This is a genomic window from Pararhizobium sp. PWRC1-1 (genome assembly GCF_049897905.1).
Taxonomy (GTDB): Bacteria; Pseudomonadota; Alphaproteobacteria; order Rhizobiales; family Rhizobiaceae; genus Pararhizobium.
Genome location: NZ_JAFCXE010000021.1, coordinates 81969 through 94937, shown reverse-complemented (window position 1 = coordinate 94937; position 12969 = coordinate 81969). Strand labels below are relative to the sequence as shown.

At 58.2% G+C, this 12969-nt stretch carries 11 protein-coding genes and 1 pseudogene; 5 read left to right on the top strand and 7 right to left on the bottom strand.

Annotation, left to right across the window (positions count from 1 at the left end; translation table 11 throughout):
• Window positions 1–38: 38 nt before the first annotated feature.
• On the bottom strand, window positions 39–725 hold the full coding sequence (locus ACP7E0_RS26430; RefSeq protein ID WP_426129281.1) for a B3/B4 domain-containing protein: 687 nt from the start codon (window positions 723–725) through the stop codon (window positions 39–41).
• Window positions 726–839: 114 nt separating this feature from the next.
• Here ACP7E0_RS26430 and ACP7E0_RS26425 point away from each other — a divergent pair, with 114 nt between their 5' ends.
• Window positions 840–2291: a PLP-dependent aminotransferase family protein gene (locus ACP7E0_RS26425; RefSeq protein ID WP_426129362.1), complete on the top strand. Its 1452-nt coding sequence runs from the start codon at window positions 840–842 to the stop codon at window positions 2289–2291.
• Between the two features lie 184 nt (window positions 2292–2475).
• Here the strand turns inward: ACP7E0_RS26425 and ACP7E0_RS26420 are convergent, their stop codons facing one another.
• Window positions 2476–3363: a LysR family transcriptional regulator gene (locus tag ACP7E0_RS26420; protein WP_426129279.1), complete on the bottom strand. Its 888-nt coding sequence runs from the start codon at window positions 3361–3363 to the stop codon at window positions 2476–2478.
• Between the two features lie 179 nt (window positions 3364–3542).
• Between ACP7E0_RS26420 and ACP7E0_RS26415 the strand changes: the two genes are divergently transcribed.
• From ACP7E0_RS26415 to ACP7E0_RS26405, 3 genes are all read left to right on the top strand, one after another.
• Window positions 3543–4694, top strand: a complete 1152-nt coding sequence (locus ACP7E0_RS26415) for an MFS transporter (RefSeq protein WP_426129277.1) — start codon at window positions 3543–3545, stop codon at window positions 4692–4694.
• 63 nt (window positions 4695–4757) lie between these two features.
• Complete coding sequence (locus tag ACP7E0_RS26410; RefSeq protein ID WP_426129276.1) at window positions 4758–5867, top strand: alpha/beta hydrolase; 1110 nt, start codon at window positions 4758–4760, stop codon at window positions 5865–5867.
• 671 nt (window positions 5868–6538) lie between these two features.
• The gene (locus ACP7E0_RS26405; RefSeq protein WP_426129274.1) at window positions 6539–7648 is read left to right on the top strand and encodes a cyclophilin-like fold protein; all 1110 of its coding nucleotides are present in this window, start codon (window positions 6539–6541) and stop codon (window positions 7646–7648) included.
• A gap of 115 nt (window positions 7649–7763) precedes the next feature.
• Here the strand turns inward: ACP7E0_RS26405 and ACP7E0_RS26400 are convergent.
• Window positions 7764–7936, bottom strand: a pseudogene (locus ACP7E0_RS26400) (IS5/IS1182 family transposase); the annotation flags it as partial.
• 360 nt (window positions 7937–8296) lie between these two features.
• On the opposite strand from ACP7E0_RS26400, the gene ACP7E0_RS26395 reads away from it, so the two are divergent.
• Window positions 8297–8791 carry a histidine kinase gene (locus tag ACP7E0_RS26395; protein ID WP_426129272.1) on the top strand — a complete coding sequence of 165 codons (495 nt, stop codon included), beginning with the start codon at window positions 8297–8299 and terminating at the stop codon, window positions 8789–8791.
• A 312-nt stretch (window positions 8792–9103) separates the two neighbouring features.
• Here ACP7E0_RS26395 and ACP7E0_RS26390 read toward each other — a convergent pair whose 3' ends face one another.
• The 4 genes from ACP7E0_RS26390 to ACP7E0_RS26375 are packed head-to-tail and all read right to left on the bottom strand — an operon-like array spanning window position 9104 to window position 12949.
• Window positions 9104–10123, bottom strand: coding sequence for a histone deacetylase family protein (locus ACP7E0_RS26390; protein WP_426129270.1), 1020 nt, complete (start codon window positions 10121–10123; stop codon window positions 9104–9106).
• Between the two features lie 9 nt (window positions 10124–10132).
• On the bottom strand, window positions 10133–10645 hold the full coding sequence (locus ACP7E0_RS26385; RefSeq protein ID WP_426129268.1) for a GNAT family N-acetyltransferase: 513 nt from the start codon (window positions 10643–10645) through the stop codon (window positions 10133–10135).
• Window positions 10645–11577 carry a 3-keto-5-aminohexanoate cleavage protein gene (locus ACP7E0_RS26380; protein WP_426129360.1) on the bottom strand — a complete coding sequence of 311 codons (933 nt, stop codon included), beginning with the start codon at window positions 11575–11577 and terminating at the stop codon, window positions 10645–10647. Before ACP7E0_RS26380 ends, ACP7E0_RS26385 begins: the two co-directional genes overlap by 1 nt.
• Before the next feature lies 1 nt (window position 11578).
• Window positions 11579–12949, bottom strand: coding sequence for an aspartate aminotransferase family protein (locus ACP7E0_RS26375; protein WP_426129266.1), 1371 nt, complete (start codon window positions 12947–12949; stop codon window positions 11579–11581).
• Window positions 12950–12969 lie beyond the last annotated feature (20 nt).

Sequence of the window (12969 nt, the reverse complement as noted above, 5' to 3'; positions counted from 1 at the left end):
CTGAACTCCTCGAAACAACGGCATGATGCGCAAAAGCACTATGCAAGACCCACCGGCGTCGTCAGGATTTTACATCCGGGCATCAGGCGTTCCAAAACGACCGCCATCTCACCACTTGCCTCAGTCAATGCATCGCCGGGCATGGTTTCCAGTGCCTCCAGAATAAACCACATCCGACCGCTGGCCGCCTCAAGGCGCGTCCGCGTGCCCTGCCGCCAGTTCCAGCGCCGGCAGGTGACGCCGACATCATCGCGCCAGATCACTTCCCCTGGGACCGGAGGATCGTTGGCGGCCACGCCGTTTGTCATGGTTTCAAATGTTTCCGTGCCATCGGCGATCGTCAGGAACGGTCGGCCCACATAAGCGTCGTAGTTTTCACCGCCGACCGGAATTGCATATTTGAGGCTTATAGCGTTGTAGAGATCTACGACCGGGTTGATCGACGGAAGTCCACCATCCTTTACAACCCTCCTTCTCAGAGCCTGAGCCGAGCACGGGGTGCGGTTCGGTTTCGCGCCAAAACGGATGTAGGTGTCGGCCCAGCTCGCCAGATGTGCGTCCGCCCAGTCCGGTCCGCCTGCAATTGCGAGGTCACACGCTTGCACCAGAACACTTGGATCAAGGCTTACCTGGCCGGCCGAGCTCGCATCGACATGGATGCTGACCGCTCGAAACCCTGGCGCGATCTCCCGCAGTCTTTCGTTAATGATAGGTGTTTCGAACATCCGCTGTCGTTCTCCAATAATCGACGGCAATCGGTGAGGCCTATTTCCGATTGACACTACCGACGTATTTCAGTGAACTGGCCCAAGGTCCACTGCCAGTTTAGGAGATTTTTATTGGTCCAGTTCGGTGAAACGTCCGCTCAGACCGGAACAACCCGGCGCATCTATCTGTCGCTTCTCCGGCAAATCGAAGCTGGCGTTTTTGCAGTCAGCACGTCCTTGCCTTCAAGCCGGTCGCTCGCCGAGGAACTGGGCGTATCGAGAACGACGGTAACAGCGGCCTTTGAGCAGCTCATTTCAGAAGGCTATGTGCGCGTCAGCCAGGGAAAGCGGCCTACGGTTACATCCATCGGCCGGCCAGGTCCGATTGCTCAAGATTGTGACCGACATGGCGCTGACAGATCGCTGTCGGACTACGCCACACGCGCGATGGCTCTGCGCTCCAACAGCTCGGCCGGAAGACAGCTGCTACAATTCGATTTTCGCTATGGCGACCTGGCGTCCGACGATTTTCCCCAGGCGGCGTGGCGCAAGGCTATGACTGCGACCTTCCTCACTCATCGCGAGCGGCAAGCCTACGACGATCCTGCTGGCAACATTGCCCTGCGAAAGGCGTTGCATGGTTACGTCTGGCGATCGCGTGGCATCATGTGCGATCTCGATCAGATCGTCGTTGTCAACGGATCGCAGCAAGCGCTTGACCTGTGCGCCCGGGTACTCGTCAATCCAGGCGACAAGGTCGTCCTCGAAGATCCATGTTATGCCATGGCGCGCAACGTCATGATCGCGGTCGGCGCAACCGCGGTTCCCGTGCCGTGCGACGATCACGGCATGGACACAGCGTTACTGCCGGACGCTGATGATGTCGCTCTGGCCTATGTGACCCCAAGTCATCAGTTTCCGCTCGGCGGCGTTCTACCGGTGGGTCGCCGTCATGCGCTGATGGAGTGGGCGCGTTCCTACAGAGCCTATGTGGTCGAGGACGATTATGACGGCGAATATCGCTACGACGTAAGCCCGATCCCTCCCCTCTACCTCTTGGGCGAAGGACGGGTCATCTACGTCGGCACGGTTTCGAAAACCCTGTCTCCAGCGCTCCGACTTGGATACATGGTCCTCCCCAAAGCGCTCGTGGGCGCCTTCGTCCACTGCAAACAGTTTGCCGATCGCCATACACCCTCTTTCGAGCAGAAAGCGCTCGCTTCCCTCCTCACTACAGGTGCGTATGAACGGCACGTCCGCCGAATGAGACGCGCAAATGCGCAACGTCGGGAAGTTTTCCTGACAGCAATGGCTGAGACGTTTGGCGGCGAGGTCGAGATCGTCGGCACGTCCGCCGGACTTCATGTCGTCGTTTGGTTCAACCAGCTGAAAGCACAGCACGAGGAGGATTTCGCAACCAGGGCCAGGGAGAATGGCGTCGGTATTTATCCCGTGTCTCGTCTCTATTCCACGGCGACGGAACCGCGTGCGGGCTTCATATTTGGATATGCGTCCATGCCGGTATCGTCGATCAGCGAGGGGGTCAATCATTTGGCCAGCTTGTTTAGTTTGGGCAGGAACTAGCAGTCACGGTATCGCCGGTTTACTTGGACGTCGCCCGCTTCCTTTTCGGCCGTGGGAAAGACCTAGGTGTGAGCTTCCCAAGCGGAAGGGTCTAAGACAAAAGACATGACGACCAACCACCATGAGACGCCGCCCACTCTCTCATCGACGTTAATGGTGGTCACCCCTATCTCGCAATTCCTCCTCAGATACGAAGGGCTTCTACAACCACCTTGAAGGCCGGCGAGTTCTGTCGCCTGCTTGGATAGTAGAGGTAGTATCCCGAAAACAGCGGCGTCCAGTCATCCAGAACCTGCACCAATTGTCCCAAGGCAAGCTGCCGTTCAACGAGATCTTCAGGTACATATGCGATACCGTAGTGGTTCACGGCAGCATCGATCATGGCGTACGAGGTGTTAAACGTCAGTTGCCCCTCGACGCGGACCCGAAACTCTCGCCCATCCTTGTCAAATTCCCAGGCGTAGAGCCCGCCGCCACTGGATTGCCGATGGTTGATACAGTTGTGGCCCACAAGCTCCTGAGGAGTTTGCGGTATCGAGCAGTTTGCGAAATATCCGGGTGACCCGACAGCCACGAGACGCCAGTCAGGCCCGATTCGGACTGCTATCATGTCCTTGTCCAAGCTTTCACCAAGCCGGACACCTGCATCGAACTTCCCTTCCACGATATCTGTAAGACCGTTGTCGCTGTTTAGTTCGACCTTGATGTCGGGGTATTCCCGGAGAACCGGTCGCAGTTTCGGCCAGACGAAACGCTCCAACGCGAAGTCCGAGAGGGTTATCCGAACAATTCCGGATGGCTTCTCCCTCATTTCCATCAGCGCGTCGATCTCCGTTTCGATTTCTTCGATGCGGGGCGCCAGCGAGCGGATCAGCCTTTCGCCCGCATCCGTCGGAACGACGCTGCGGGTTGTCCGTGTCAGAAGGCGAAGACCCATCCGAGCTTCGAGCTTCTTGATCGTATGACTGATCGTCGATTGCGATGTGCCGAGTTTTGCTGCAGCCTTTGTAAAGCTCCGCTCTTCTGCCACAGCCAGAAACCAGAGCATGTCATTGAGATCTTGTCGCTTCATGGTCGCCTCGTAGCATCATTGATTAATGTCATAGATCGATAAGTCCAAGCGAATTGCAACGACTAATCTTCAAACTGTGGCTGGCATATATTGCCGCCATGACACAGCAAGCTCTCACACGTTCTGAATTCGTGAATGACGACACTGGCCCCCGGACCGCGCTGACCGCTAACTCCGCTATGCAGATTGCAGCCTGGGGCGCGGTCTTCTCAATGGCCCTGTGCGTGGCCGTTTTGATTGCATCTGAGTTCATGCCCGTCAGCCTTCTCTCACCGATCGCAACGGAACTGGGTGTCACGGAGGGGCGCGCCGGGCAAGCGATATCGATCTCCGGCATCTTTGCCGTCCTCACCAGCATTCTGGTGGCGGGGCTGACGCGTCGATTGGACAGGCGACTGGTTCTCGTGTCGTCCTCATTGGTCCTGGTGATCTCCGGAACGATCGTCACATTCGCCCCCAACTATCTCGTGCTGATGATCGGCCGCGCCATGCTGGGCATCGCCATCGGCAGCTTTTGGTCGATGTCGACTTCGATCGTGATGCGCCTGGTTCCGGAAGATTCTGTGCCAAAGGGAATTGCGATGCTGAACGCAGGCAATGCCATCGCGGCAACGATCTCCGCACCTCTAGGAAGCCTGCTCGGCAGCTATATCGGATGGCGCGGCGCGTTCTTTGCCGTCGTTCCACTGGCACTGCTGGCTTTGGTTTGGCAGTGGGTCAGCCTGCCGTCGCTGCCGCCGCGTGATAGCGAGGGGCCGTCGAATGTCTTTCGGCTGCTTCTCCGCCCTCCGGTGGCGATCGGCACAGCCTCGATCATGCTCCTCTTCACGGGCCAGTTCGCCCTGTTTACATACCTTCGCCCATTTCTGGAAACAGTGACGCATGTTTCGATATCGACCCTCTCTCTCCTGCTCCTGCTGATGGGTCTGGCGGGGGTTGCTGGGACCACCATCGTCAGCCACATGCTCCAAAAGCGGTTGTTCGTCATCCTCGGCGCAATCCCGCTAATTATGGCCATTATCGCATCGGGGCTGATCGCATTTGGATCGTCCTCGACAATCACTGCCGCCCTTCTGATCGGTTGGGGTCTGTTCAGCACGGCCGCTCCCGTCGGCTGGGGCACTTGGCTCAGCCGAACCATGCCCGACGACGCGGAGGCAGGCGGCGGCCTGCAGGTGGCGACCATTCAGCTGGCGATTACCTTGGGCGCGTCCATCGGCGGCGTCCTGTTCGACAGCTCCGGCTGGTGGACCACCTTTTTATTCGCAGCCGTCCTACTGGCCGGCTCATCCATCCTCGCCGTGGCCGCCTGGCATTCCACAGGCCGTTGACATGATCAGCGGTCGCTCCATTCGGCTCAATTTCCATCGCAACATCATTAAGGAGAAATGCAAATGACTGACAAGCAAAACGCAGATTTCGTACAGACTTCTGTGCCCGGCATGGACCGCCGCCACCTGCTCAAGATGACGGGTGCCGGCGTTGCGGCCCTCGGGGCGATGTCCATTTTCGACACGACAATTGCAAAGGCTCAAGACATGTCCAACGGCGCATCCAATTTCTACACCAGCGATCGCGTGACCCTGCAGAAGGTTACGTTCAAGACCCAGTATCAGACGAATGTCGCCGGCAATCTCTATCTTCCCAACGATCTTGACCGCGCAATGAAGAACCCGGCGATCATCGTCGGTCATCCGATGGGTGCGGTTAAGGAGCAGAGCGCCAATCTCTATGCGACCAAAATGGCGGAAGAGGGCTTCGTCGCCATGTCCATCGATCTGCCCTTCTGGGGGGAAAGCGACCGGCAGACCCGCAATCTCGTTTCCCCGGAAGTCTATTCCGAGGCGTTCAGCGCCGGTGTCGATTTCCTCGGCTCCTATGCCTTCGTCGATCGCGCCAACATCGGCGCCATTGGTGTCTGCGGCAGCGGCAGCTTTGTCATCAGCGCCGCCAAGATCGACCCGCGTATCAAGGCGGTCGCAACCGTCAGCATGTATGATATGGGCTCAGCCTTCCGCGATGCGCTCAACCATTCCCAGAGCGTCGAGCAGCGTAAGAAGTTCATCGCAGCGGCGGCCGAGCAGCGCTGGGCCGAGGCCGATGGCGCCCCTGTCCAATACGTCGGTGGCACCACCCTCGAGCTGACGGCCGACACCGACCCGGTCCAGCGCGAATTCTTCGATTTCTACCGCACGCCGCGCGGCGAGTTCACCCCGGCAGGCGCGACAAGGCAGACGACGACCAAGCCAACGATGAGCAGTGTGGTCAAGTTCGCGAACTTTTACCCGTTCAACGACATCGAAACGATTTCACCGCGGCCGATGCTGTTCATTTCCGGGGACCAAGCGCATTCCAAGGAATTTAGCGAGGACGCCTACAAGCGTGCCTCCGAGCCGAAGGAACTCGTTTGGGTGAAGGGCGCAGGTCACGTCGATCTCTACGACCGCGTGGACCTCATCCCGTTCGATAAGCTGAAGGGCTTCTTCGATCATAACCTCGCCTGAATGTAAGCCGAAACTGAGCTTGAGGAAGCTGTTTGTAGCTCAAGTCCGGCCAACCATTTGTCTCGGCCGTCGTCCTGCGACGGCCGAGACATCATGGGAGTTCCAGAATAAGGAAACTTCCAACTTTGCCCGGGGTCACGCCGAGGCCCAATCGCCCCGCGCGCATTGCGAGGCGGAGAGTGCAGCAGCCGTTGATCGATCGGCATAAGGGATAAAGACAATAAATATTGTTCGCTGGTCCGGCCTGATGGCCCAACCCTTCGTGGTCGTTCTGACAGGTGACTTCCTCGTGGGAACTGAGCTATCGCCTGCAACGCCTCGAGCAGCTCGCGCTTTACACGACTGTTCGGCGGGGGATCACCCGCGTGCACATGCTGACACCCTGAGGCCCTCGCGGCGCTCAAAGCCGGGCAGCCTGTACCCACTGGCACGCACATGGTCCTTGTCGACTAACAGAGCGATGTTCTGACCCGCTATCTCGTCGGTCAGAAAATCGGTGATGGTGCCGAATGGGAATTACCAGTGGTTCTGGCCCAATCGGACTGTCAAGACAGACGAGAATGTCGCTCGTTGCTATTCCTGCCACCGATCACGTCAGTCCGAACAGTTCATTCACATTAGATGGAGCCATCTCCGATAATGACCCGCTTTGATGTCAGCGAGGTGCAATTATGGTCCGACTAGCGCCCGATCGCCTTCTTCTTCCCGCCGGCTTGGCTGCGCTTTTGTTGCTATCGCTCGGCTACTGGTGGCTCGACAACGGCCCGCACGAGATCTTCGGGACAGTCATGTTCGGACTTCTGGCATGGCACCTCTACGCCAACAGGCGTTGGTTCCTGAAACTTGGCACTGGCAGTTATGACGCCCGACGCTGGGCTGTTGTCTTGAGACACTCGTGGCTCCCGATCAATATGACAGTGCTGTTGGTGACCAGCGTGCTGATCTCCCGCTCGGTGCTGAGCTTCATCCAATTCACGGATAATGTCGGCGTCATCGAACTCCACTGGTTCCGCCTATTGGGTGGCGCTCATCATCGCCGTCCATGTCGGCAGCCCCTGGGCCCGTGTGATGGCGGCGGCAGGGACAGTGTTCAGGCTCTCTCCGTCGCGGATCAGGGCCGGCGTGCTCAGGCTCGTTTCCGTGATCCCGCTGATCCTTGGCGCCTGGAGTTTCGCTGTTCTCGGCGTCCCGACGAAACTGATGTACGGCTACAGTTCGGATTTCTGGGATTTCACAATCTCGGTAACGCCGTTTTACGCGCACTGGACAGTGGTCATTGCTGGTGTCGCCGCGTTCTCACGCTATTCGATGGCCGGTTTGAGGTCAGTCGGAAAGCTTCGTTCTCAGTCAGACAATGGTGGCACATGAAAAAACACGCAGGAACAGTATTCATCGCAGCTTCGCTCACACTACTATTTGGAGGATCCGCCTTGGCGCAGGACCGCATTTCGATTTCATCCGACTGGGGCAATATCACCGCCGAACTGGCTGACAACGCGGCTGCTCGCGCCTTTGCCGGAATGCTGCCGTTGACCATTGATATGGACGATCATCGGCGTCAGGAAAAGACTGGCGACCTGCCAGCTGCATTGCCGTCAGCTCCACGCCAGCGCCAATTCTCCACCGGTACGCTTGGACTTTGGAGTTCGGGCGATTTCGTCATCTACTATCGTGACGGACACGTGCCGTCACCGGGTATTGTCATTCTGGGTGAAGTCCAAGGCGACGTCTCGATCTTTGCCCGGCCCGGCAAGGTGACAATCAAAATCGCCAGTGAGTAAGTCCCGTCCTGCATTTGACGCCTTGGACGGTTACGATCCCGGCGACCCACACCAGCGGCCCCGGAACATCCATGGCAGTGTCCTTTATCGTGGACAAAACGCCGATGCCTATGGGTGAGAAGGTATCGTCCGTCCGATTCGATTTGTCGAAGACAGGAATGTGCGGCGCGATCTTCTTCTCCTTGACCAGCCATGCCAAGTCGGCGGCACTGTAAGCGCTATCACAGCCAGATAGTCCGGCCGCAAGCCGAAGCGGTTCTCGGTCCTTTCGAGCATTGTGCGGGATGCTCAGGTATACTCAGATGATGAGCGATCTGCACGCCTAATTCCCGAAAAGTCTTTTTTCACACAACAACCGGGCTTCGACCCGTTTTTTGTGCCCTGGGGCTAATTTGGGCCACGCTACATTCAACTTTGGGCCTCCAACCTTCTGTTTCCCTTAGAAATCGGGGGCTGTTTAGTCTATCTGGGCTATCCTTGGCTCCGCTTTTACAATCGGCATTCAGATTATCCCAGACGCCAAGGCGCGTTGTTCTCTTTCAGGGCAACTTAAATTGATCTTCGTAGTATTTTCGGTCTAATTGCGTCCAGCGACAGGGTCTTCACCTTTGCTCGTGAATACAGCTCATTTCCAATAGAGGACTTCTCTTGAAAAAGACATTCGTTATAGCCGCGGCATTTGCCATGATCCCCTTTCTTGCCCATGCTGGAACACTCGTTTTTCCGAGCGATGCGCCGATTGCGTCGGTGACCATCCCCGATGCTTGGGGTCCCAAAGAAACAATTTCCGGCATCGAAGCCAAGTCGCCCGACGGCGCAATCTATTTCTCGATCGATGTTGCAACCGATAAGGATATGGACAAGGTCATTGACGAGGCCGTGAATTTTCTGACCGATAACGGCGTCACCATTGACGCGGCAACGCAAAGAGACTCTGGCGACGTCGAAATCAATGGCATGAACTTCGGTAGCATCGAGTTCGATGGCAAGGATGCCGACGGTCCTGTAGAGGTTTCCCTTGGTTTCGCATCGCCTGCTGAAGGCAAGATGCTCGTGGTGACGTATTGGGGTACCAAAGCAACCCAAGATGCACATAGCGCTGATTTGGGGGAAATTTTGAAGTCGCTCAAGCCTTCAAATTAGACGCTTTGATGACTGCAAAATACAAGCGAGAGGGACGAAAGTGTCTCTTGCCTTGTAACCTCGTCCGAAGTCGTCGGACAGACTTGGTCCTGTCCGTGGAGGCGTCGAAGGCGGCTGGAAGGCGCCTGAAGGCTTACAAAACAAGACGGCCTTTCGAATATGACTGCATCCGCATCTATAATCGAACAGATCAGCAACGATAACGCCAGTAGATCGGAGATTGAACTGCCTTGAATGGATATGAACCACCAAGCTGAAATTCAGTGCACTTTGGGGTGTAAGCTCAATTATGGAGCTTACACCCCCATATCCTCAGTTTCCAAACCCGGTCAGAAACGACGCCAGATTATCGCCGAGTTCGTCGCAGAGATAACCACCTTCTTGGACGATGACGGTCGGCAGGCCGAGGCTGCTGATGGCTTGGGCAATACGGGCAAAGCCCGATGTCGAGACGGACAGTCCGCCAAAGGGATCGCCTTCAAAGGCGTCGAGGCCCAGCGCAACCACCAGCGCATCTGGCGCAAAGGCTTCGATGCGGCGGTTGGCTGCCTCCAGTGCCTCCAGAAACCCAGTATCCGCCGTCTTGCGCGGCAGTGGCAGATTGTAGTTGTAGCCGAGCCCAGGGCCTTCGCCGCGCTCGTCGGCATTGCCCCAGAAGAATGGATAGAAACGCACCGGGTCGGCGTGCAGCGAGACCGTCAGTACGTCGCTGCGCCCGTAGAAAATACCTTGCGTACCGTTGCCGTGATGCAGGTCGACGTCGAGGATGGCGACGCGTTTTGACGACTGCAGCAAATGCTGCGCGGCAATGGCAGAATTGTTGAGGAAGCAGAAACCGCCGGCGACATCGGCAAAGGCATGGTGGCCCGGCGGCCGGCAGAGTGCGTAAGTGTGGCGGGCACCGGCCAAAACCGCTTCCGCAGCCTCGACAGCACTCCAGGCGCTCCAGCAGGCACTGCTCCAGGTATCGGCTGATATCGGGCACGCCGTATCGGCCATATGGTAACCCGCCTGGCCAACGGCAGAAGCCGGATAACGGCCGGTCCGTGCCAGCGGATGGATGTTCGGGACCACCTCTTCCGAGGCACCCTCGATCCGCTGCCAGCGCAGAAAGATATTCTGCAGGAATTCGAGATATTCCGGCGTGTGGATGGCCGCGATCGGTTTTAAGCCGTGATCACGCGGCCGGACGATCTCGGATCCGACAGCCTTTGCGCCTTCGAGCAGGCGGGCGATCCGCTCCGGCTTTTCCGGGTTGGGCTGCGGCGCTCCGCTCGACAGAAACATTTTCGGATCATGTTTCGCCTGCTCTTCAGCGTAGAAGGTCTTCATGCTCATTCCTCAAACCCCGCTCTCGTGCTGCCCGGCAAGCGCCTCGAATGTATCGCCGTAGGCGGCATGAATGCGTTCTTCCTCAGACCAGACAAGCCCCATCCGCTGATAGAAGTGCTGGGCCGAGAGGTTTTTCGCATCGACCGACAGCCGCAGATAGGTACCTCCCCCGGCACGGACATGCGCCGCCGTGTGGCGCAGAAGTGCGACGCCGATGCCGGCACCTCGAAATCGTTCTTCGACGACGATGTCCTGGATATAGGCGCCCTTCTGCCCACCCCAGGTCGAGAAGCTCTGAAAGAACAGGCACATGCCGGCAAAGTCTCCACCAATTTCTGCAAGCAGAACGGTAAAGGCAGGTTGCGGACCGAACCCGTGTTTGCGAAGATCGTCCGGCGTTGCAGTGACTTTGCCTTCGGCATCGAGATGCCGGGCGATGGTCAGCAATCCGGCATGGACGAGATGCACATCTTCAGCCGCTGCGACACGGATTGCCAAGTGCTGGTTCGGGATATCAACCATCAGAAACCCACCCGATCGCCGCCCTTGAGCGCCAGCATCATGCGCGCTTCGTCAGGCGTCGCGACCTCCAGCGACAGGGCTTCCAGAATGGTGCGGATGCGGCTCACCTGATCGGCGTTGGATTTGGCCAGTTCCCCGCGGCCGAGATAGAGGCTGTCTTCCAGCCCGACCCGCACATTGCCGCCCATCGCCGCCCCCATGGTGATCAGCGGCATCTGCTGGCGGCCGGCCGCAAGAACCGAGAAGCGATAGTCATCGCCGAACAGCTTGTCGGCAATGCGCTTCATATGGCTGAGATTATCCGGATCGGCGCCGATGCCGCCGAGAATGCCCAGCACGAACTGGACGAACAACGGGCCTTTCACCAGCCCGCGATCGTAAAAATGCTTCAGCGAATAGAGATGGCCGACATCGTAGCATTCGAATTCGAAGCGCGTGCCGCACCCCTCGCCCAGCCGCTTCAGAATGTCCTCAATATCGGCAAAAGTGTTCTTGAAGATCGTGCCGCGCGTCGCTTCCAGCAACTGCGGCTCCCATTCGTGCTGCCATTCCATGCCGGGTTTTGCCAGCGGGAAAATGCCGAAATTCATCGAGCCCATGTTGAGCGAGCACATTTCCGGTTGCGCCTGAAGCGAAGCGGCCAGGCGCTCGTCCAGCGACATCAGCGAACTGCCGCCGGTGGAGATGTTGATGACGGCGTCGGTTGCCTGCTTGATACGCGGCAGGAACTGCATGAACACGGCCGGATCGGCCGTCGGCCGGCCATCGGCCGGATTGCGGGCATGCAGATGTAGGATCGATGCACCGGCTTCGGCCGCCGCGATCGCCTGTTCTGCGATCTGATCCGGCGTCACCGGCAGATAGGGGCTCATCGACGGCGTGTGAACGGATCCGGTGACGGCGCAGGTGATGATGACTTTGTTCTTCATGATCTTACTTTGATCCGTTGACCGGGAGGTTGAGCTCATGCGCCAGCTGTTCGAAGCTGTCGCCGAGGATCGAAACCATCTCACCGATTTCCTGAGCAGTGATGATCAACGGCGGTGCGAGGATCAGGTTGTCTGCTTCATAACCGTCGCCACGGATACGGCGGGAATAGAGGATCAGCCCCTTATCGTAGGCAATATCGAGCAACCGCTGGTTGGTCGCCTGTGATTTGGGAAAGGATTTGAAGGTCACAGGGTCAGCGACGAGATCGGCGCCGATCAGCAGGCCCTTGCCGCGGATACCGGCGATGAACGGGAAGCGTTTCGACAAGCCTTCCAGCTCGGATTTCAAGAGATCGCCCATCGAAGTGGCGTTGGCTTCGACGCCAAGCCGTTCCATCTCCTCGAGCACCGCCAAGCCCGCTGTGCAGGCGAGCGGATTGCCTGCATAGGTATAGCCGTGCTGGAAGCCGCCCATGTCGAGCACCGGCTTTACCAGTTTCGCCGAGGCCGCCATGGCGCCGAGCGCGGCGTAGCCGGAGCCGATGCCCTTCGACAGCGTGATGATATCCGGCTTGCAGTTCCAGTGATCACCGCCGAGATATTTGCCGGTGCGCGCGGCACCGCTCATCACCTCGTCATGGATCAGCAGGATGCCGTATTTGTCGCAGATTTCGCGGATGCGCGCGAAATAGCTTTCAGGCGCCACGAGTGCGGCGGTTGCCGCGCCGCCGACCGGCTCCATGATGAAGGCGACGACGCTTTCCGGCCCTTCGGCGAGGATTTTCTCCTCCAACATGTCGGCATAGCGCAAGCCACGCTGTTCCATCGTCAGGTTGTCGCGGTCGCGGTAGGCTGTCGGAGCCGGGATGGCCGGCATCGGTTGGATCTGCGGCGCAAAGATCTCCGTCAGTGCCAGGTCGCCGGTGACGCCAAGCGCGCCGATCGTGCCGCCGTGATAGGACGGGAAACGGCAGATCACTTTCCAGCGTTTCGGCTGATTGGTTGCCACGGCCCATTGCCGCGCCAGCTTGATCGCCGATTCCACCGCTTCCGAACCACCCGAGACGAAGAAGATCCGGTCGAGATCGCCTGGCATTTTTCCTGCCAGACGCCGGGCCAGTTCCTCTGCCGGTTCGTTCTCGAAATGCAGACGATAGGCGAAGCTCGTCTTCTCCATCTGCCGCTTCATCGCCTCGATGACGTGACGATTGCCATGGCCGATATTGCTGACCATCGGCCCGCTCGATCCATCGATGAACCGCCGCCCGTCCTGCGTCCAGAAATAAATGCCCTCGGCACGGTCGACCAGCGGCCGGCGCAGGCGTGTCGCATAGAAGAGATGGGATGCGGGCCGCTCATTGGCTTGGATGTTCATGATGCTCTGCTCTGGATGAA